The sequence below is a fragment of the Bradyrhizobium sp. BR 1433 genome (genome assembly GCF_051547665.1).
Taxonomy (GTDB): Bacteria; Pseudomonadota; Alphaproteobacteria; order Rhizobiales; family Xanthobacteraceae; genus Bradyrhizobium; species Bradyrhizobium australafricanum.
Genome location: NZ_JBPUGG010000001.1, coordinates 2,688,796 through 2,708,115, shown reverse-complemented (window position 1 = coordinate 2,708,115; position 19,320 = coordinate 2,688,796). Strand labels below are relative to the sequence as shown.

Genomic DNA, 19,320 nt, shown 5'->3' with positions numbered 1-19,320 from the left:
CTACTGTGCATGGGGTTGTTTTCGATATTTTGGCAGCGGCGGTCTTTGCTTCACGCCAGCCTCCCCTCATGCGATGCTTCGAACTGGATGCAGCGGCGGCTCCGTGCCGTCCGCTCGCCGGGTCGGCGCCGACGATGGTAAGGTGCAACCGATATCGATTGCCTCCCCATCGACAGAAGCGGCCCGATGATCGCTAACGCGCTCCACGACTACGCCCAAAGCATCCTGACCGCACGGGTCTACGACGTGGCGGTCGAGACGCCGCTCGATCCGATGCCGCGGCTCTCCGAACGATTGTCGCGCTCGGTGTTGCTGAAGCGGGAAGACTTCCAGCCGATCTTCTCGTTCAAGCTTCGCGGCGCCTACAACAAGATCGTCAGGCTGCCGGACGCGCAGCGCAGGCTGGGCGTGATCTGCGCGTCGGCGGGCAATCATGCCCAGGGCGTCGCGCTGTCGGCGCGCAAGCTCGGCATTCCGGCGACGATCGTGATGCCGAGGACGACGCCCGCTATCAAGGTCGAGGCCGTCCGGCGTTTGGGCGGTGACGTTGTCCTGCATGGCGATACGTTCGACGACGCGCAAACCAAGGCCAGGGAGATCGAGGCTGCGCGTGGCTTGACCTTTGTGCATCCGTTCGACGATCCCGATGTGATCGCCGGCCAGGGAACGGTCGGGATGGAGATCCTGCGCCAGCATCCCGATCCGATCGAAGCGATCTTCGTGCCGATCGGCGGCGGCGGGCTGGCGGCCGGCGTGGCCGCTTTCGTGAAATTCCTCAGCCCGTCGATCAAGGTCGTCGGCGTCGAGCCGGCGGACGCCGCGTCGATGGCGGCCGCGCTCGCCAAGGGCAACGTCGTCGCGCTGGATCAGGTCGGACTGTTCGCCGACGGCGTCGCCGTCCGCAAGGTGGGAACCGAGACCTTCCGGCTCTGCCGCGATCTGCTCGACGAGGTCGTCACGGTGGACACCGACGCCATGTGCGCCGCCATCAAGGACATCTTCGACGACGTGCGATCGGTCGCCGAGCCCTCCGGCGCATTGGCGCTGGCCGGCCTCAAGGCCTACGCCGAGCGCGGCGCGCTCAGCGACGGAAGCCTGATTGCGGTCAACAGCGGGGCCAATCTGAATTTCGACCGGCTGCGCACCATTGCCGACCGCGCCGAGGTCGGCGAACATCGCGAGGCGCTGCTTGCCGTGACCGTGCCGGAGAAGCCGGGCAGCTATCGGCACTTCATCCGCATCCTCGGCTCGCGCGCGATCACGGAATTCAACTACCGCTTTGCCGAGACCACCGCGCCGGCGCAACTGTTCGTCGGCATCGCGCTGAGCCGCGGCGAGGTCGAGAAGCGGGAAGTCATGGAGCTGCTTCGGCGCGAAGGCTATCCGATCCTCGATCTGAGCGAGAACGAGATGGCCAAGGACCATGTGCGCTACATGGTGGGCGGTCGCGCTCCGCTGCTCAAGGACGAGGTCATCTACCGCTTCGAGTTTCCGGAGCGTCCGGGCGCGCTGCTGAAATTCCTCGAGAGCCTGGCGCCCGACTGGAATATTTCGCTGTTCCACTATCGCAATCACGGCGCCGACTATGGGCGCATCCTGGCGGGGATCGAGGTCAAGCCTCACGAGCGCGCTCGGTTCGTTCAGGCGCTGGATGCGCTCGGCTATCCCTACTGGAACGAGAGCGAAAATCCGGCCTATCGCCTGTTTCTTTCCGCCGAGAAGGGATGAAGCACCGAGTGGCTCTGTCGGCCAGCGGTCAGCGATCGGCCGTCAGTTGCTGGCGATAGCGCTCGGCGTCCCAATTCAGCAGCGCATGCTCGTTCTCTGCCGTCAGATAATCGACCCGTGCGGTCAGGGGCAGGCGGCATGTGACCAATGCGAGACAGCTCAGCATGGCTTCCGCGCCGTCGCTCGCGTCCTCGCGGATGAGGCTGCCGAGGTCAGGGACAAGAAGCGCAACCGGCGGCGGCAGTCCGTTCGCGGTGGTCTGCGCGATCATGGCGCTCAGCTTCTCGCGATGCTCCAGGACCGGCAGGCCCGGGCCAAGGAAGACGACGTGATCAGGATACAACGAGCCGCTGGTCGCGATCGCGCGGCTGTAGCGGTCGGTGGCAATGTCGTGGCCGCGAGGATCACGCGGCAGGCGATAGTTGGTGCCGGCGCAGATCGTGCGGAGCGTGCCGTGATCTGCCGCCGGCGCGCTGCGCTGCTCGAGGGCCAGACGTTGCTCGACGTCGGCGACCAATGCCTCCGCCGCGTCGCAGCTGGCTGCACCGACCACCAGGCCGTGATTGCCGAGGATCAGGACGTCCACCGTATCATCGGCGATCGCGTCGCTGACGGCGCGTGCGAGCGGCAGCCCCGGGTGATGATAGTCGAGGTAACGCCAGGCCAGTCCGTCCAGGCGCCGGGCAAATTCGTCGCGGGCGTCGGTGCGCACCGCCCATGCGATGGTGTTGACGGAATGGACGTGCAGCACGATCCGCTGCGGCATCAGCGCATGCAGCGAAGTCTCGATCGAGGCGCGCAGCGACGTCCCGGCGTTCGGCGCCAGCGGCACGCGTTCGTCGCCATGCATCAGCGCCGCGCGCGCGGCCGACAACGCGACCGGCACGAAAATCTCCTTGTCCTCGGCATCGGCGAGCCAGGTGCCTGACGCCTTCACCCACAGCACGTCGCCATCCTTGACCGACGAGTTGCCGCCGGCGCCTTGCACCAGCAGGATATTCCTGCCGACGCGTGCCGACATGCGGCGCAGTTCATCCAGCATTTGAGGCGGTCGCATCGGGGCTGTTCTCACCAGGTCAGATGGTCCATCGTCCAGTGCGGCATCCGCGCCGCTGTGCCGGCAACGGTCTGGATCGCCCGCGGCAGATCGCTCGCCTGCGCAAGCGTCGCGCGGTGGGCGCCGGAGCCGATCAGCAGGGTCAGCATGCCGGCGGTGCGTCCACCGGCGATATCGTGATCGAGGGAGTCGCCGATGACGAGGATCCGGTCCGGCGGCGGCCGTCCCAATTGATCGCGCGCGGCGGCAAACATCGGCGGATGCGGCTTGCCGACGAACAGCACAGTGCCACCGAGCGAATGATAGAATGCGGCGAGCGCGCCCGGCGCCGGGATCAGGCCCGCGACGCCGAACATCACGAGATCGGGATTGGCGCACAGCATCGGCAGTTGGCGTGCGGCAGCGGTTGCCAGCGGCTCACGCCAGCGCTCAGGCTCGGCCGCGTCATCGTCGAGACCGCCGAGCAGGATGAAATCGGCCTCGCGCATGTTCGAGACCACCACAAGGTCGGTGCCGTCGACGATCGAGCGGTCACCGTCGCGCGAGATCAGGAAGCAGGCGCGTCCGAGCTCGGCAAAGGGCGCCTGCTCGCGCGCATGCAGGCCGCGCCAGGTGACCTCGCCCGAGGACAGCACGCCGTCATAGGCGTCGGACGGCAGGCCGAGCGTCGCGAGCCGCCGCTGGTTGCTGCCGGCGCGCTTGCCGGAATTCGACAGGATCAGGATGCGCTTGCCGGCTTCGCGCAGCCGCGCCACGCATTCCAGCGCCGCGGGGAACACCGCCAGTCCCTCATGCAGCGTGCCCCACTGGTCGAGCAGCACATGATCGAAGCGGTCGGCGATGGCGTGAAGGCCGGCGATCGCGGTCGCGTCGGCCTTCATGGCGGGCCTCCGTTCAGCGCGAGCAGCGCGGCGCCGTAGCTTGCTTCGGTCTGCTCGGCGACCGAGACGGGAACGCCGAGAACGCGGTGCCGGATCCTGGTCCAGGCGTCGTTCTTCGCGCCGCCGCCGATGCCGATGACGCGGCGCAGGCGCGGCGCACCGAGCCGCGCCAGCTGACGGTAGGCGAGGGCTTCCACCGAGGCGATGCCCTCGAGCAGCCCCTGGAAGAAGCGGCAATCCTCCGCCGGACGCGGCGTGACCCGCGCGGCGAGCGCCGGATCGGCGATCGGAAAGCGTTCGCCGGGCTTTGGCAGCGGATAGTAGTCGAGCCCGGTCGGCTGGTGCGGCGTCAGCTGCGGTGTCAGCAGCTCCATCTCGGCGGCGGTGAAATGCACCAGCAGCGCGGCGCCGCCGGAGTTCGAGGCGCCGCCGGCAAGCCAGCGTTCGCCGAGCCGGTGCGAATAGACGCCCTGATCGGCCGCGAAGATCGGCTGGGTCGCAAGCTGCTTCACCACCAGCGTGGTGCCGAGCGAGGTGACGGCATCGCCCGGCTGGTCGGCGCGCGTTGCGATGAAGGCCGCAACGCCATCGGTGGTGCCGGCGGAGACCTGCGCCGTGAGCGGCAGTCCCAGCGACCGCGCGATCTGCGGATCCATCTCGGAAAATGGCGTGCCCGGCACCAGCACTTCGGGGAGCAGATCGTCGCGCACGCCGAGCTGTTCGAGCCAGGATGGCCAGGCGCGCGCGACCGGGTCGTAGCCGAGCTTCAGCGCGTTGTTCTCGTCGCTGATGCCGTGATGGCTCGCGAGCCGGCCGGCGATCCAGTCGGCCTGGTGAACGGCGTGGCGCGCATCGCCGACATAGCCGTCATTCTGCAGATAGAGCAGCTTGGCGAGCGCGCTGCTCGCGCCATGCGCGCCGCTCTCGCGCGGAGCGACCGCCGCGACGCGCGTCGCCTCACGCGTGGCGCGCGCATCATTGTACATCAGCCCGGGCGAGCAGGGGCGGCCGGCGGCGTCGACCAGCAGCACCGTGCCCGACGTGCCGTCGACGACGATGCGCGTGACGTCGCCGAGAGCGACGGTCTCGCCGAGCTTGCGGATGGCCGTCGTCGCGGCCTGCCACCACAGCTCCGGTGTCTGGTCGATGGCGTTGCCGTCGACGCGCGGTGCGGGCAGCGCGACGGACGCGAAGCCGCGGATGGCGGCCTGCGCATCGATTGCGCAGGCGCGCACGCCTCCGGTTCCGACATCGATGCCGAGATACAAACCTCCCATGCGACCTCAACGCTCTCAGGTGCGCGCGCGACGACATTGGTTGCGCTGCAGCACGTTTGGGGGATTGACGCCCCGTTCGGCCTCTGCAATTTTTTGCAGGACGTGAAGAAATTTGCAAGCGGACTTTTCCTGATATGGCACCCCCGCCCGACAGGCTGCCGGTGATCGACGGCGAGGCGTCGCTCGCGACGCGCGCGGCGTGGCTGTATTTCGCGGCGGGGCTCACCCAGTCGGAGGTCGCCGATCGCCTCAACATCCAGAGCACCAAGGCGCATCGCCTGATCGCGCGCGCCAGCCGCGAGGGCATGATCCGCGTGTTCGTCGAGGGACCGGTCGCCGAATGCGTCGCGCTGGAGAACGATATCGCGCAGCGCTTCGGCCTCTCGTTCTGCCGCGTCGCGCCTGATCTCGGCGAGGGCGATCTGCCGCTGAAGGCGCTGGCGCTGGAAGGCGCGAGCTTCCTGCGCCAGATCCTCGAGCGCGGCCAGGACAAGGTGATCGGCTTCGGCCATGGCCGCACGCTCGCGGCGGTCGTGGAGCAGATGCCGCAGACGCCGGCGCGCGACGCGCAATTCGTGTCGCTGCTCGGCGGACTGACGCGGAAATTTGCCGCCAATCCGTTCGACGTGATTCACAAGCTCGCCGAGCGCACCGGCGCGGAAGCCTATCTGCTGCCGGTGCCGGTGTTCGCCAATTCGGTCGCTGACCGCGCCGTGCTGATGCAGCAATTCGGCATCGCCGACGTGTTCGCGCTGGCGCGCAAGGCCTCGCTGTTGTTCGTCGGCATCGGCCAGGTCAGCCGTGACGGCTTCCTGGTGTCGAGCGGCATGATCAAGCCCGACGAGGTCGTCGAGCTGAAGCGTGTCGGCGCCTGCGCCGACCTGCTCGGGCATTTCTTCAGCGCCGACGGAACGGTGCTGGACACCGATCTGTCGGCCCGCGCTACCTCCATGAGCATGCCCGACCTCAGGAAGCACCGGATCGTCGCCATCGCCGGCGGGCCGGCCAAGGTGACCGCGCTGCGCGGCGTGCTGCGCAGCGGCGTTCTGCACGGCCTCATCATCGACGAAGCGACCGCAAAGGCGCTCGCCACCGACAAGCCGGAGACCACATCCGGCAAGACAAGAAGCGAGACCCGGAAGGACACATAAAACAAGCGTCAACAAGGAGAGGAAATACATGTTCGATCGCGAGAAGAATCTGTTCGACTCCTACGCTGCCAAACGCATCAGCCGCCGCGATCTCCTGGACGGCGCCGCCAAGCTCGGCATCGCGGGCATCGCCGCCAACGCCGCCTTCGCCTCCTCGATGTCGAAGGCGATGGCCGCCGACTTCAACTGGAAGGCCCAGAGCGGCAAGAGCGTCAAGCTGCTGCTCAACAAGCACCCCTATGTCGACGCGATGATCGGCGACATCGAGGCGTTCAAGACGCTCACCGGCATGAACGTCACCTACGACATCTTTCCGGAGGACGTCTATTTCGACAAGGTGACGGCGGCGCTGTCGTCGAAGTCGGACCAGTACGATGCCTTCATGACCGGCGCCTACATGACCTGGACCTATGGTCCGGCGGGCTGGATCGAGGACCTCAACACCTACATCAAGGATCCGGCCAAGACCAATCCGGCCTTCGCCTGGGACGACGTGCTGCCGGGCCTGCGCGCCTCGACCGCGTGGGACGGCGTCGCCGGCTCCGAGCTCGGCTCGGGCAAGGCCAAGCAATGGTGCATCCCCTGGGGCTATGAGCTCAACAACATCACCTACAACCGCAACGTCTTCGACAAGGTCGGCGTCAAGCCGCCGAAGAACCTCGACGAGATGCTGGAGGTCGCGGCCAAGATCACCAAGGACGCCGGCGGTCCCTACGGCGTCGGCGTGCGCGGCTCGCGCTCCTGGGCGACCATCCATCCCGGATTCCTGTCGGCCTATTCGAACTTCGGCCAGAAGGATTTCGTGATGGAGGGCGGCAAGCTGAAGGCCGCGATGAACACCAAGGCCTCGAAGGATTTTCACGACAAATGGGTCAAGATGATCCAGACCTCGGGCCCGAAGAACTGGTCGACCTACACCTGGTACCAGGTCGGCACCGATCTCGGCGCCGGCGCCTCGGGCATGATCTTCGACGCCGACATCCTCGGCTACTTCATGAACGGTGGCGACAACAAGGAGAAGGGGCATCTCGGCTACGCGCCGTTCGCCGCCAATCCGGCCGCCAAGGCGCCGACCCCGAACGTCTGGATCTGGTCGCTCGCGATGTCGAGCTTCTCCAAGCAGAAGGAGGCGGCCTGGCTGTTCATGCAGTGGGCGGCGTCCGTCGAGCATGATCTGTTCGGTGCGCGCAAGATGGACTTCGTCAACCCGGTTCGCGCATCGGTGTGGAAGGACAGCGAATTCCGCGACCGCATCGCGAAATCCTATCCCGGCTATCTCGAGCAGCACGACATGTCGTCGCCCGGCGCCAAGATCTACTTCACGGCGCAGCCGCTGTTCTTCGACCTGACGACGGAATGGGCCGCCTCGCTGCAGAAGATGGTGGCCAAGGAGGTCAGCGTCGACGAAGGGCTCGACAAGCTCGCCGACAGCATCAACCGCCAGCTCAAGCAGGCCGGGCTCGGCTGACGGATCAACCGTGCGGTGCCTGATCCCCCGCACCGCACCCATCCGCCGGCTCGGACCCTTGTCCCATCCGAGCCGGCGGCGTTTGCCAGCCGAACGCGATCTCTTATCATCATGAGCATGGTCCAACTTCTCCAGACGAACGCGCAGGCAGCGCCGGCCAAACCAAGGCCGCGCGTGCGCCTCTTGCCCTATCTGCTCAGCCTGCCGGCGCTGCTCGTCTGCGTGGCGATCCTGGTTCCGTTCGTGACCGCGGCGGTCTACTCGCTGCAGCGCTACCGGCTGAACCTGCCTCATCTGCGCGGCTTCATCGGCGCCGGAAACTACATCGACTTCCTGTCCGACCCGGCGTTCTGGAATACGTTCCGCGTCTCGATCACCTATACCGTGGTCACGGTCGTGCTCGAGCTGCTGCTCGGTCTTGGCATCGCGCTGCTGCTGCGCCGGCCGACCCGCTTCCACAACGCGGTGTCGATCATGCTGCTGCTGCCACTGATGACGGCGCCGGCGATCGCCGCGCTGATGTGGAAGCTGATGACCAATCCGAGCTTCGGCATCCTGTCCTATCTGGTCGGCCTGTTCGGCGTCACCGATTTCAAATGGGCCTCCGATCCATCGAGCGCGCTGTTCACGGTCGTGCTGGTCGACGTCTGGGTCTACACGCCCTTCATCATGATCCTGCTGCTCGCAGGCCTGCGCTCGCTGCCGCGGCAGCCGTTCGAGGCCGCGGCGCTCGACGGTGTGCCGGCGAGCTTCGTGTTCTTCCGCATCACCCTGCCGATGCTGGCGCCCTACATCATCACGGCGTCGCTGTTCCGGCTGCTCGATTCGATCCAGCAGTTCGACATCATCTATGCGATGACGCAGGGCGGGCCGGGTGACCGGCTGATGGTATTCCAGGTGCAGGCCTATCTGGAATTCTTCCAGTACACCAATGTCGGCAGATCGGCGGCGCTGTTGATGATCCTGTGGCTGATCACCAACATCCTGTCGAACATCTTCATCAAGAACTGGCTGCGGCTGCGCGCACGTGCGCACGGCCACGCGTGACGGGGAGAGGCGCAATGGAACATTCCAGCCTTGCCGGTCGCATCTTCCGCGGCGTGGCACTCGCGCTGATCCTGATCTTCTTCATGTTTCCGATCGTCTGGATCTTCCTGATGTCGTTCCAGACCAATGAGCAGATCCTGCGGATCCCGCCGCGTATCCTGTTCGAGCCGACGCTTGCCAATTACGAGGCGCTGATCTCCGGCCAGCTGCGCACCGCGGCGGGCAATCTGCAGATCTCCTTCATGCGCAACCTCTTCAACAGCGTCGTGCTGTCGAGCGCGGCGGTGCTGCTGGCGCTGCTGCTCGGCGTCCCGGCGGCCTATGCCTTTGCGCGCTTCAAATTCCGCCTCGGCGAGAGCATCGCCTTCACGCTGCTGTCGTTCCGCTTTGCGCCGCCGCTGCTCGTGCTGCTGCCGCTGTCGCTGTACTATCAGGAGCTCGGACTGAACGACACCTACTTCGGGATCGTCTGGGTCTATCAGTTGATCGCGCTGCCGCTGATCCTGTGGATCGTGCGCGGCTATTTCGAGGATATCAGCCCTGATATCGAGCATGCCTACCGACTGGCCGGGCATTCCTGGCGCGAGGCCTTCACGAGAATCGCGGTGCCGCTGGCAGGACCAGGGATCGCCGCGGCGGGACTGCTGTCGTTCATCTTCTGCTGGAACAATTTCGTCTTCGCGCTGATCCTGGCCTCCGCGGACAAGCAGCCGGTGACGGTCGGCGCGCTCGCCTTCGTCACCGCGTCCGGTATCCAGTACGGCCAGATCGCGGCGGCGATCGTGCTGTCGGTGATGCCGACCCTGTTGCTTGCGCTCTATGCGCAGCGCTATCTGGTCGAGGGTCTCTCGCTCGGCGCGGTGAAAGGCTGATCCAATGGCGCGTCTCGAGATCAACTCGGTGAGCAAGGCATTCGGTGCGGCACGGCCCGCCGACGGATTGTCGCTGGCGGTCGAGCCCGGCGAGATCGTGGCGGTGTTCGGACCGTCCGGCAGCGGCAAGACCGTGCTGCTGCGCATGATCGCGGGCATGTTCGAGCCCGACGACGGCGACATCCTGGTCGGCGGCCGCTCGGTCGTCGGTGCTCCGCCCGAGCGGCGCGGGATCGGCATGGCATTCCAGAACTTTGCCTTGTTCCCGCACATGACCGCCCGCGACAATATCGCAAGCGGCCTGCGCGCCAGGGCCGGCGGCGGCGATGTCGCCGGTCGCGTTGCCGCGATCAGCAGGCTGCTCAAGATCGAGCACGTGCTCGGTCACGCGCCGCGCGAATTGTCGAACGGACAGAAGCAGCGCACGGCGCTGGCACGGGCGCTGATCGGCAATCCGGATGTCCTGCTGCTGGATGATCCCCTGCGCAATGTCGACGCCAAGCTGCGCTACGAGATGCGGCTCGAGCTGCCGAACCTGCTGCGTCGCGGCACTGCCGCGGTGCTCTACGTGACCCAGGACTATCGCGAGGCGATGGCGATCGCCGACCGCATCGCGGTCTTGATCGACGGCCGGCTCGCGCAGGTCGCGACGCCGACCGATATCTATGCCCAACCCGCATCGGTCGCGGTCGCGCGCCTGTTCGGCGATCCGACCATTAACCTCGCGGAAGTCTCGCCAGTAGCGGAGCACGGCATGCTGTCGGCTGACATCGCCGGCGCCAGGATGCGGCTCGGCGCGGCCGACGGCGCAGCACCTGCCGGTGCATGTTGGCTGGGCGTCCGGCCTGAGGATCTCGTGGTTTCGTCTGCATCCACCGACGACGCCATCCCGGCGCGCATTCTCGCGATCACGCCGATGCACGAGAAGGCGGTGCTGCTGCTCCGTCTTGCCGACGGCACGGAGTGGCTGGCGGCGCTGCCGCCGGATGCGCCGCAAGGCGCGGCTGACGATGCTATTTTCGTTCGCTTTGCGCCCGACGCCGCGATGCTGTTCGATCGCGCCACCGGGCTGCGGATCGGGGCGTCGCACCGGCTCAAGGCGGCATAGGAGCGAATGGTCATGGACATGCTCGAGCTTCGAGGCATCGACAAGGTCTATCGCAGCCGCGGCAAGGAGCCGGTGCACGCGGTGCGCGCGCTCGACATGGCGGTCGAAAAAGGCGAGATCGTCGCACTGCTGGGATCGTCGGGCTGCGGCAAGACCTCGACATTGCGCATGATCGCAGGCTTCGAGGACGTCTCCGCCGGATCGATCGCGCTCGGCGGGCGGCGGATCCACGAGCTGCCGCCGGCGCGGCGCAAGGTCGCGATGGCGTTCGAGGGCTACTCGCTCTATCCGCCGCTCGCGGTCCGCGAGAACATCGCGTTCGCGCTGAAATCTGCCCAGTTGCCGCGAGCCGAGGTGACGCGTCGCGTCGGCGAGATCGCCCGTCTGGTCGAGATCGAGGACATCCTCGACAGCTATCCGCGCGCGATCTCAGGCGGCCAGCAGCAGCGCGTGTCGCTGGCGCGGGCGCTGGTGCGCGACGCCGATCTCTATCTGCTCGATGAGCCGATGGGGCAGCTCGAACCGCAGCTGCGCGCGGTGCTGCGCGGCCGGATCAAGAGCCTGCTTGCCGAGCGCGGCATGACCGCGATCTTCGTCACCCACGACCAGACCGAAGCGAGTGCGCTGGCCGACCGCATCGCTGTCATGGAAGGCGGCGTGCTGCAGCAGTTCGCCAGCGAGAAGGAGCTGAAGGGCCGGCCCGCCAATCTGTTCGTCGCGAGCTTCATCGGCGAGCCGCCGATGAACCTGCTCGACGCGGAGGTGACGCGGTTGGATGGCGGCTTCCGCCTGTCGGTCGGAACCGACATGCGTTTCGATATCGCCGGCGCCGGACTCGACGTTGAGGCGGCGAAGACGCTCGCGGCCACGCCGCAGGTGCGGATCGGCATTCGTCCGCAGAAGATCGTGGTCGGGACCGGTGACGTCAGGGTCAAGGTCGTCTCCAACCAGTGGCTCGGCGATCAATCGCATGTCGCCGGCGATTGCGGCGGCCGCATGCTGATCGCGGTCACGCCGGGCCGCGTCGCCGCGCGGCCGGGAGAGATCATCTCGTTCGCGCTGGAACCGCGTCACCTGCACATCTTCGGCGGCGACGGGACCTGCATTCGCCATGCGGAGGGAGCGTGACGATGACCGCTTCCGCAAGCCGCGACGTCATCATCGGCATTGATGCCGGTACCTCCCTGATCAAGGCGGTGGCGTTCACGCTGACCGGCGAGCAGCTTGCCGATGTTTCGCGGCCGAATGCGTATAGCAACCTGGCCGGCGGCCATGTCGAGCAGGACATGGCGCGGACCTGGAGCGACACGGTCGCGGTCATTCGCGCGCTGGCGAAGTCGGTGCCTGACCTGTCGGCGCGGATCGCGGCGATCGCGGTGACCGGGCAGGGCGACGGCACCTGGCTGATCGATGACGATGGCCGGCCGGTTGCGCCGGCGCTGCTGTGGCTCGACTCGCGCGCCGGGCGGCTGGTCGAGGAGATCCGCGGCAGCGAACACAACGCGACCCTTTACCGCCGAACCGGCTCCGGGCTCAATGCCTGCCAGCAGGGGCCGCAACTGGCGTGGCTGCAGGCCCACATGCCCGACACGATCGCCCGCGCAACAACGGCTTTCCACTGCAAGGACTGGCTTTATTTCCTGCTTACCGGTGAACGCGCAACCGATCCGTCGGAAGCCACGTTCTCCTGCGGTGATTTCCGCAAGCGTGCCTTCGATGCGGAGACCGCGCGGTTGATCGGTATCGCCGACCTGACGCGCCTGTTCCCGCCGGTCGTTGACGGCGCGGTCATGACGCATCCGCTGACAGCGGCCGCCGCCATCGAGATCGGCCTGCCGGAAGGTGTGCCGGTCTGCCTCGGCTATGTCGACGTGATCTGCAATGCGCTCGGTGCCGGGCTCTACGATCCGTCACCCGATGTCGGCTGCACCATCATCGGCTCGACCGGCATGCATATGCGACTGGTTCCGAGCGCCGACGCGGTGACGCTGAATCGGGAGGCAACCGGCTACACCATGCCGTTCCCGGTACCGGGTCATTATGCCCAGATGCAGTCCAACATGGCGGCGACGCTGAATATCGACTGGATGCTCGATCTCGCCTGCGACATGCTTGCGACGGAAGGCGTGACGCGCACGCGCGCCGAACTGATCCGCCGGCTCGACGATCAGGTGCTGCGGGCCAAGCCCGGCGAGGTGCTGTTCCATCCGTTCATTTCCGATGCCGGCGAGCGCGGTCCGTTCGTCGCGCATGAGGCCAGCGCGCAATTCTTCGGCCTGCGCTCGCGTCACCGCTATGGCGACTTGATGCGCGGCGTGATGGAGGGCCTCGCCTTCGCCGCACGGGATTGTTACGCGGCGATGGGTTCGTTGCCGCGCGATGTCAGGATCACGGGCGGCGCAGCGAAGAGCCGTGCGCTCGGCGCCATCCTCGGGGCCGCACTGGATTGCGACGTCCGCATCTGCAGCCGCGCCGAGGCCGGCGCCGCGGGCGCTGCGATGATCGCGGCGGTCGCGATCGATGCCTATCCCGACATGCGCGCCTGCGCCGAGCAGTGGGTCGCGCCGCATCTAAGTGCGCCGCAATCGCCGGACGCTGCGCTGGCGAAGCGCTATGCCAGCATCTTCCCGACCTATCTCGAGGCAAGGCTGGCGTCGCGGCCGGTCTGGAAGCAACTCGCTGCGCTGCGCGCCGGAGGCGATCATGTCTAAGTCCATCGCCATTGTCGGCGACCGCTTCATGCTGCCCTCGGTGTTCGCCGAGCACATCCGGTCAGCCTGCGGCGATGGCCTCGACATTCGCACCCTGGAGCAGCCCTGGCCGGACGAGCCGATGGAACACGGTTACGCCGGCTCGAAGCTCGATGGCCTGAAGGAATTCATGGGGCAGCCCGACGAGATCATCGGCTTCATCGGCGATGCCGAACTGCTCGTCACCCATCTGGCGCCGATCTCGCGGTCGATGCTGGAGCGGCTGCCGAAGCTGAAGTTCATCGCGGTGTCGCGGGGCGGCCCGGTCAACATCGACATGCAGGCGGCGCGTGACCACAACGTGCTGGTGGTCAATACGCCCGGCCGCAATGCGGGTGCGGTCGCGGAGTTCACCATCGGCGCCATTCTGGCCGAGACACGCCTGATCCGCAGCGGTCACGAGGCGCTGCGAGGCGGGGAATGGCGCGGCGATCTCTATCGCGCCGACCGTACCGGGCGCGAGCTCGGCGAGATGACGGTCGGCATTGTCGGCTACGGCGCGATCGGCAGTCGCGTGGTCAAGCTGCTGAAGGCCTTCGGCTGCAAGATCCTGGTCGCCGACCCCTATGTCCAGCTCAGCGCCCAGGACCGCAATGACGGCGTCGAGCACGTCGCGCTCGGCGAATTGCTCGGCCGCGCCGACGTCGTCACGCTGCACGCCCGGGTGACGCCGGAGACCACCCGTTTCATCGGGCGCGAGGCGCTGGCGCGGATCAAGCCGGGCGCGTTCCTGATCAACACCGCGCGCGGGCCGCTGGTCGACTACGAGGCGCTGCATGATGCGCTGGCATCGGGGCATCTCGGCGGCGCCATGCTCGACACCTTCGCGGTCGAGCCGGTTCCGGCGGACTGGCCGCTCTTGCAACTCCCCAACGTCACGCTGACGCCGCACATCGCCGGCGCCTCCGTGCGTACCGTCACCGTGGCCGCTGGGCAGGCGGCCGAAGAGGTTCGTCGCTTCCTGGCCGGCGAGCCGCCACGCAATCCGTGCTGAAGAGAAAGGCAGTTCGTATGACCCGTGAGGAACGACAGTTGCGCGAGGCGATCATCGCCAAGTGCCAGTGGATGAATGCGTCGGGTCTCAACCAGGGGACATCGGGCAACATCTCCGCGCGCTACAAGGACCGGATGCTGATCACGCCGTCGGCGACCCCCTACGATTCGATGAAGCCGGAGATGATCGCCTCGATGCCGCTCGAGGGCGACTATGGTGCGTGGGAGGGGCCGCTGCAGCCGTCCACCGAATGGCGCTTCCATCTCGACATCACGCGCGCCCGGCCCGATGTCGGCGCCATCGTCCATACTCACTCGACCTACGCGACCGTGCTCGCGATCGCGCGCAAGCCGATCCCGGCCTGCCATTACATGATGGCGGCGTTCGGCGGCAGCGAGATCCGCTGCGCCGGCTATGCGCGCTACGGGACCAAGGAATTGTCCGATCATGCGATCGCCGCGCTCGAAGGCCGCAACGGCTGCCTGCTCGCCAATCACGGCATGATCGCGCTCGGCGCCAATCTCGACAAGGCGATGTGGCTCGCGGTCGAGCTCGAGACCATCGCGCGTCAGTACTACCTCTCGCTGGCGCTCGATTCGCGCGTCATCCTGACCGACGAGGAGATTGCCGACACCGCGAAGGGGTTCTCCACTTACGGTCTGCAGGCGCCGAAGCCGAACAAGGCCCGCGCGACCGCAAAGGCGGCGCCGCGCCGCGCCGAGAAACGGCGCAGCAGCAAGCGATGACGGGCACTGCGCCGGTCGCAGGTACGGATCACGGGCTGGTCGATATCGCCATCATCGGTGGCGGCATCAACGGTGCCGGCATCGCCCGCGACGCCGCCGGCCGCAGCTTGAAGGTGCTGCTCTGCGAGAAGGATGATTTCGCCGAGGGCACCTCGTCGCGCTCGGGCAAGCTGATCCATGGCGGACTGCGCTATCTCGAATATTACGAGTTCCGCCTGGTGCGCGAGGCGCTGATCGAGCGCGAGGTGCTGCTCGCGTCGGCGCCGCATATCATCTGGCCGATGCGCTTCGTGCTGCCGCATTCGCCGGAGCAACGGCCGGCGTGGCTGGTCCGCACCGGCCTGTTGCTCTACGACCATCTCGGTGGCCGCAAGCAACTGCCGGCGAGCCGCAGCCTGGATCTGTCGTGCGCTCCGGAGGGCGCGCCGCTGCGTCGGGAGTTCCGGCGAGGCTTCGAATATTCGGACTGCTGGGTCGATGACAGCAGGCTGGTGATCCTCAATTTGATCGATGCCGCGCAGAACGGCGCCTGCATCCTGCCGCGCACGCGGGCGGTGCGCGCACGCCGCGACGGCGGGACCTGGCTGCTCGAAATGCACGGCGACGACGGCACAACGCAGGTCGTGCGGTCGCGCGCGCTGGTCAACGCCGCCGGGCCGTGGGTTCAGGATGTCATCCAGGGCGTGGCGGGCCTGAACTCGGCCCAGAGCGTACGGCTGGTCAAGGGCAGCCATATCGTGGTGCCGAAATTCTGGAGCGGGCCGCAGGCCTATCTGCTGCAAAACAGCGATCGCCGGGTGATCTTCGTCAACCCCTATGAGGGCGATCTCGCGTTGATCGGCACCACAGACATTCCCTATCACGGCCGCGCCGAGGACGTCGCGATCGGCGAGGACGAGACCGATTACCTGTTGCAGGTCTTGCGCCGCTATTTCCGAACGCCGCCGCAGGCCGGCGAGATCGTGCATGCGTTCTCCGGGGTCCGGCCGCTCTACGACGACAACGCCGACAATCCGTCGGCCGTGACGCGCGACTATGTGTTCGAGGTTCATGGCGCGCAGGATGTGCCGCCGCTGCTGTCGATCTTCGGCGGCAAGATCACGACCTACCGCCGGCTGGCGGAGCAGGCGCTGCAGCGCCTCGCGCCGTGGTTTCCGAAGCTGTCGTCGGCCTGGACCGCGGATCGGCCGCTGCCGGGCGGCGACATCGGCGGCAGTTTCGATGAATTCGCGAATCGGCTGGCACGCGACTATCCCGATTTGCCGCGAACGCTCATCCATCACTATGCCCGTCTTTATGGGACGCGCGCGCGCCAGCTGCTGGGTCCGGTCCGCAGCGCCGCAGACCTGGGCCGTCATTTCGGCGGCGAGTTCTATGAATGCGAAGCGGTGTATCTCCGCGAGAATGAGTGGGCAAGGCAGCCTGCCGACTTCCTGGACCGGCGCACCAAGCACGGCTTGCACTTGACGCCCGCGCAGCGGGTCGCGTTCGAGAGCTACCTCTAGGACGCTAGAGCTACCTCTAGGACGCCATTTGCTCCAAGTGCGTCACGCAATCGTTTTCAAATACAGGCTCGGATCGAAATATTTGCTTGCCGGGGTAAAGTCCTTGATGCCGGCATTGGCCATGAAGAAGTCGGTCGATTGCTGCAGCCAGTTGGTGACCGTGCCGTCGGAATACATCCGCTTCCAGTCCCGTGACGAGAACATCTTCTGCGCCTTGAACGATTCGTCGATGTCGGCCATCGGCGTCTGGCTGTAGTGGCCCTTCTGCAGCTTTTCCATCGCTTCGGTGCTGTTCGCGATGATGTAGTCATTGGCATCGGCCCAGCCACGGATCAGCTTCGCCAGCGTTTCCTTGTTGGGCTCGTAATAGTCGTTGGCCGCCGCCCAGCCGCCGATGATCGCGGCCTTCGGATAATAGGCTGAGGCGTCGGCGAGCTTGACCGCGCCCGGCACCTTGTCGCGAACCGTCACGTTGAAAGGCACCCAGAGCGCGACGGCAGGCACCGCGCCTGAAATGAACGCGGTTACGGCGGCCGGCATGGTCTGGTTGACGAGTTCGACCTGTTTGGGATCGACCTTGTTCGCGCGCAGCGCGGTGTCCAGGAACACATGCGCGGTGGTGCCGGTCGCGGTTGCGATCCGCTTGCCCTTCAGATCCTCGAATGACTTGATGCCCTGATCGCCGCGCACCCAGAGCTGTGCGGTCGCGACCTCGATGTCGTTGATCAGGAAGACCTTGCCCTGGCCGCGGGCCGGGAAGTTCGAGAGCACGGCGCCCGTCGCCAGCACGTCGAGGCTGCCGCCGATCAGCGCCTGAAAGATTTCGAGGCCGGTATTGAACTGCCGCAGTTCGAGATCCAGTCCCTGCTTTTCGAAGGAGCCGCGGTCCATGCCGGTCCAGATCTGGCCGTCGACGGCGACGGTGTGCAGATAGCCGACGCGAACTTTCGTTTTTGCCTGCGCAATCGCAGGGGCTGCGGCGGTGAAGGACCCCAGGGCAAGCCCGGCCGTCGTGGTCAGAAATTGTCGCCGATCCATAGGTCGTCCTCCGCTGTGTTGTTATTCCGAGAATGAGACCGGACGCATCTGCGCCTGCTGGGCGCGATACTCGTCCATCACCAGATGCTTGATATAGCTTCGCAGCTCGCCGAATTCGGGCCGTTCCTGGATCGATTCATCGCGCGGATAGGCGAACGGCACGTCGATGATCTGCCTGATCCGCGCCGGCCGCGCGGTCACCACCACGATACGGGACGCGAGATAGATCGCCTCCTCCACGGAATGGGTGATCAGCATGACCGTCTTGCCTTCGGTCTGGAGCACCTTGAGCAGCAGGTTCTGCATGTTGGAACGGGTCTGGGCGTCGAGCGCACCGAACGGCTCGTCCATCAGCAGGAACTGCGGCTTGACGGCATAAGCCCGCGCGATCGCGAGCCGCTGCCGCATGCCGCCGGACAAATGCTTCGGATAGGAGTTGGCGAAGTCGGACAGCCCCATCAGGCCGAGATAGTGATCGCAGATCGAATCGCGCTCGTCGGCCGCGACGTGATTGGCTCGCAGCGTCAGGCCGAAAGCGATGTTCTGTTTCACCGTCAGCCACGGGAAGACGCCATATTCCTGGAAGATGACGCCGCGCTCGGGACCGGGACCCGTGACGGGCTGCCCGTCGAACAGCACGCTTCCGGTCGTCGGCTTCTGGAAGCCCGCGAGCATGCTCATCATCGTGGTCTTGCCGCAGCCTGAAGGGCCGATCACCGCGATGAAATCGCCATCGTTGATATCGTAGCTGACATTCTCGACGACGTTGAGGCGTCCCTTCGGGGTCTCGAAGGCAAGCGAAACCTTGCCGAACTGTGCACGCGTGGTCATGCGATGGCCCGATCCTGCCAGACCAGCAACCGGGCCGTGATCTTGCGCAGGATCATGTCCATGATCAGCGCGATCAGGCCGATGCAGATGATGCCGACATAGATGACGTCGAGCAGGAAGTAGGTCGATGCATTCTGGATCATGGCGCCAAGCCCACGCTGGGCCGCGATCAGTTCGGATGCCACCAGCGTCGCCCAGGCCACGCCAAGCGCGACCCGCAGCGCGGTGAGGATGTGCGGAACGGTGAGGGGAATGATCACCTTGCGGAAGATTTCCGCCTGATTGGCGCCGAGCGTCTGCGCCACGCGGATATAGAGCGGCGTGATCTGCGAGACACCCTCATACATGACGATCACGCCGGAGAAGAACGAGGCGTAGAACAGGATGACGAGCTTTGCGAACTCGTCCACGCCGAAATAGACGATGACGAGCGGGATCAGCGCGATCGGCGGCAGCGCGCGGAAGAAGTTGATCATAGGGTCGGCGAAGGTGCGGGCCGGGCGATACCATCCGAGCAGAAAGCCGACGGGCACCGCGACGAGAATTCCAAGCGAGACGCCGAAGAAGACGCGCCTGGTCGAGGCGAAGATGTCGATCAGGAGGCCTTCCTTGGTGAGAAGCTCGACGAACTTCGCGGCGACCTGGTGCGGGGCGGGGATCAGCGATGCGTTGACGAAGCCGCTCCAGCGCACGGCATACCAGAGCAGGATCGCACCGACCCACGGTATCAACCCGAGACCAAAGCGTCTCACGCCAGCTCCGTCCATTCGACGCGTCCACCCAGATTGCAGTTGATGTTTGCCCAAGTCATATTATAAATAGGATGACCATACAAGCGCCGCTTTGGTCGTAGGCGCCGCAGGTTTC

General features: G+C 66.1%; 17 protein-coding genes. 11 read left to right on the top strand and 6 right to left on the bottom strand.

Annotation, left to right across the window (positions count from 1 at the left end; all coding sequences use genetic code 11):
• Positions 1–186 precede the first annotated feature (186 nt).
• Positions 187–1,728 carry a threonine ammonia-lyase, biosynthetic gene (gene ilvA, locus ACSKB9_RS13510; RefSeq protein WP_438073687.1) on the top strand — a complete coding sequence of 514 codons (1,542 nt, stop codon included), beginning with the start codon at positions 187–189 and terminating at the stop codon, positions 1,726–1,728.
• A 28-nt stretch (positions 1,729–1,756) separates the two neighbouring features.
• On the opposite strand, the gene ACSKB9_RS13505 is transcribed toward ilvA, so the two are convergent.
• Genes ACSKB9_RS13505 through ACSKB9_RS13495 form a run of 3 tightly spaced genes read right to left on the bottom strand, consistent with a single transcriptional unit; the run spans position 1,757 to position 4,943 of the window.
• Positions 1,757–2,785 carry a class II aldolase/adducin family protein gene (locus ACSKB9_RS13505; protein ID WP_438073685.1) on the bottom strand — a complete coding sequence of 343 codons (1,029 nt, stop codon included), beginning with the start codon at positions 2,783–2,785 and terminating at the stop codon, positions 1,757–1,759.
• A gap of 11 nt (positions 2,786–2,796) precedes the next feature.
• Complete coding sequence (locus tag ACSKB9_RS13500) at positions 2,797–3,666, bottom strand: TIGR01459 family HAD-type hydrolase (RefSeq protein WP_438073683.1); 870 nt, start codon at positions 3,664–3,666, stop codon at positions 2,797–2,799.
• Complete coding sequence (locus ACSKB9_RS13495) at positions 3,663–4,943, bottom strand: FGGY-family carbohydrate kinase (RefSeq protein WP_438073682.1); 1,281 nt, start codon at positions 4,941–4,943, stop codon at positions 3,663–3,665. Before ACSKB9_RS13495 ends, ACSKB9_RS13500 begins: the two co-directional genes overlap by 4 nt.
• Positions 4,944–5,077: 134 nt before the next feature.
• Between ACSKB9_RS13495 and ACSKB9_RS13490 the strand changes: the two genes are divergently transcribed.
• The 10 genes from ACSKB9_RS13490 (at position 5,078) to ACSKB9_RS13445 (ending at position 16,584) form a co-directional block, all read left to right on the top strand.
• The gene (locus tag ACSKB9_RS13490) at positions 5,078–6,094 is read left to right on the top strand and encodes a sugar-binding transcriptional regulator (RefSeq protein ID WP_438073680.1); all 1,017 of its coding nucleotides are present in this window, start codon (positions 5,078–5,080) and stop codon (positions 6,092–6,094) included.
• A 28-nt stretch (positions 6,095–6,122) separates the two neighbouring features.
• Entirely contained in the window at positions 6,123–7,562 is a 1,440-nt protein-coding gene (locus ACSKB9_RS13485; protein WP_028335671.1) for an extracellular solute-binding protein, read from the top strand.
• 117 nt (positions 7,563–7,679) lie between these two features.
• A complete protein-coding gene (locus tag ACSKB9_RS13480) occupies positions 7,680–8,609 on the top strand; it encodes a carbohydrate ABC transporter permease (protein ID WP_210262648.1) in 930 nt (309 codons plus the stop codon).
• Positions 8,610–8,623: 14 nt separating this feature from the next.
• The gene (locus ACSKB9_RS13475; RefSeq protein WP_438073678.1) at positions 8,624–9,481 is read left to right on the top strand and encodes a carbohydrate ABC transporter permease; all 858 of its coding nucleotides are present in this window, start codon (positions 8,624–8,626) and stop codon (positions 9,479–9,481) included.
• A gap of 4 nt (positions 9,482–9,485) precedes the next feature.
• Positions 9,486–10,589 (top strand): ABC transporter ATP-binding protein, encoded by a 1,104-nt coding sequence (locus tag ACSKB9_RS13470; RefSeq protein WP_168856286.1) that lies wholly within the window; start codon positions 9,486–9,488, stop codon positions 10,587–10,589.
• Positions 10,590–10,601: 12 nt separating this feature from the next.
• Complete coding sequence (locus ACSKB9_RS13465) at positions 10,602–11,717, top strand: ABC transporter ATP-binding protein (RefSeq protein ID WP_438073676.1); 1,116 nt, start codon at positions 10,602–10,604, stop codon at positions 11,715–11,717.
• A gap of 2 nt (positions 11,718–11,719) precedes the next feature.
• Positions 11,720–13,300: an FGGY family carbohydrate kinase gene (locus ACSKB9_RS13460; RefSeq protein WP_438073674.1), complete on the top strand. Its 1,581-nt coding sequence runs from the start codon at positions 11,720–11,722 to the stop codon at positions 13,298–13,300.
• Entirely contained in the window at positions 13,293–14,333 is a 1,041-nt protein-coding gene (locus tag ACSKB9_RS13455; RefSeq protein WP_438073672.1) for a 2-hydroxyacid dehydrogenase, read from the top strand. The genes ACSKB9_RS13460 and ACSKB9_RS13455 overlap by 8 nt, the downstream gene beginning before the upstream one ends.
• A gap of 17 nt (positions 14,334–14,350) precedes the next feature.
• The gene (locus tag ACSKB9_RS13450) at positions 14,351–15,079 is read left to right on the top strand and encodes a class II aldolase/adducin family protein (RefSeq protein WP_438073670.1); all 729 of its coding nucleotides are present in this window, start codon (positions 14,351–14,353) and stop codon (positions 15,077–15,079) included.
• Positions 15,076–16,584, top strand: a complete 1,509-nt coding sequence (locus ACSKB9_RS13445) for a glycerol-3-phosphate dehydrogenase (RefSeq protein WP_438073668.1) — start codon at positions 15,076–15,078, stop codon at positions 16,582–16,584. Before ACSKB9_RS13450 ends, ACSKB9_RS13445 begins: the two co-directional genes overlap by 4 nt.
• A gap of 42 nt (positions 16,585–16,626) precedes the next feature.
• Here the strand turns inward: ACSKB9_RS13445 and ACSKB9_RS13440 are convergent, their stop codons facing one another.
• From ACSKB9_RS13440 to ACSKB9_RS13430, 3 genes are read right to left on the bottom strand one after another with little or no spacing between them, the layout of a single operon-like run.
• Positions 16,627–17,622 carry an ABC transporter substrate-binding protein gene (locus ACSKB9_RS13440; RefSeq protein WP_028335663.1) on the bottom strand — a complete coding sequence of 332 codons (996 nt, stop codon included), beginning with the start codon at positions 17,620–17,622 and terminating at the stop codon, positions 16,627–16,629.
• A gap of 21 nt (positions 17,623–17,643) precedes the next feature.
• Positions 17,644–18,453: an ABC transporter ATP-binding protein gene (locus ACSKB9_RS13435; protein WP_438073665.1), complete on the bottom strand. Its 810-nt coding sequence runs from the start codon at positions 18,451–18,453 to the stop codon at positions 17,644–17,646.
• A complete protein-coding gene (locus ACSKB9_RS13430; RefSeq protein ID WP_438073664.1) occupies positions 18,450–19,205 on the bottom strand; it encodes an ABC transporter permease in 756 nt (251 codons plus the stop codon). The genes ACSKB9_RS13435 and ACSKB9_RS13430 overlap by 4 nt, the downstream gene beginning before the upstream one ends.
• Positions 19,206–19,320 lie beyond the last annotated feature (115 nt).

What these genes read in the sequence shown, in the direction of transcription:
- ilvA (WP_438073687.1), top strand. Translation starts at nt 187, where the DNA reads ATGATCGCTAACGCGCTCCACGACTACGCCCAAAGCATCCTGACCGCA.
- ACSKB9_RS13505 (WP_438073685.1), bottom strand. Translation starts at nt 2,785, where the DNA reads ATGCGACCGCCTCAAATGCTGGATGAACTGCGCCGCATGTCGGCACGC.
- ACSKB9_RS13500 (WP_438073683.1), bottom strand. Translation starts at nt 3,666, where the DNA reads ATGAAGGCCGACGCGACCGCGATCGCCGGCCTTCACGCCATCGCCGAC.
- ACSKB9_RS13495 (WP_438073682.1), bottom strand. Translation starts at nt 4,943, where the DNA reads ATGGGAGGTTTGTATCTCGGCATCGATGTCGGAACCGGAGGCGTGCGC.
- ACSKB9_RS13490 (WP_438073680.1), top strand. Translation starts at nt 5,078, where the DNA reads ATGGCACCCCCGCCCGACAGGCTGCCGGTGATCGACGGCGAGGCGTCG.
- ACSKB9_RS13485 (WP_028335671.1), top strand. Translation starts at nt 6,123, where the DNA reads ATGTTCGATCGCGAGAAGAATCTGTTCGACTCCTACGCTGCCAAACGC.
- ACSKB9_RS13480 (WP_210262648.1), top strand. Translation starts at nt 7,680, where the DNA reads ATGGTCCAACTTCTCCAGACGAACGCGCAGGCAGCGCCGGCCAAACCA.
- ACSKB9_RS13475 (WP_438073678.1), top strand. Translation starts at nt 8,624, where the DNA reads ATGGAACATTCCAGCCTTGCCGGTCGCATCTTCCGCGGCGTGGCACTC.
- ACSKB9_RS13470 (WP_168856286.1), top strand. Translation starts at nt 9,486, where the DNA reads ATGGCGCGTCTCGAGATCAACTCGGTGAGCAAGGCATTCGGTGCGGCA.
- ACSKB9_RS13465 (WP_438073676.1), top strand. Translation starts at nt 10,602, where the DNA reads ATGGACATGCTCGAGCTTCGAGGCATCGACAAGGTCTATCGCAGCCGC.
- ACSKB9_RS13460 (WP_438073674.1), top strand. Translation starts at nt 11,720, where the DNA reads ATGACCGCTTCCGCAAGCCGCGACGTCATCATCGGCATTGATGCCGGT.
- ACSKB9_RS13455 (WP_438073672.1), top strand. Translation starts at nt 13,293, where the DNA reads ATGTCTAAGTCCATCGCCATTGTCGGCGACCGCTTCATGCTGCCCTCG.
- ACSKB9_RS13450 (WP_438073670.1), top strand. Translation starts at nt 14,351, where the DNA reads ATGACCCGTGAGGAACGACAGTTGCGCGAGGCGATCATCGCCAAGTGC.
- ACSKB9_RS13445 (WP_438073668.1), top strand. Translation starts at nt 15,076, where the DNA reads ATGACGGGCACTGCGCCGGTCGCAGGTACGGATCACGGGCTGGTCGAT.
- ACSKB9_RS13440 (WP_028335663.1), bottom strand. Translation starts at nt 17,622, where the DNA reads ATGGATCGGCGACAATTTCTGACCACGACGGCCGGGCTTGCCCTGGGG.
- ACSKB9_RS13435 (WP_438073665.1), bottom strand. Translation starts at nt 18,453, where the DNA reads ATGACCACGCGTGCACAGTTCGGCAAGGTTTCGCTTGCCTTCGAGACC.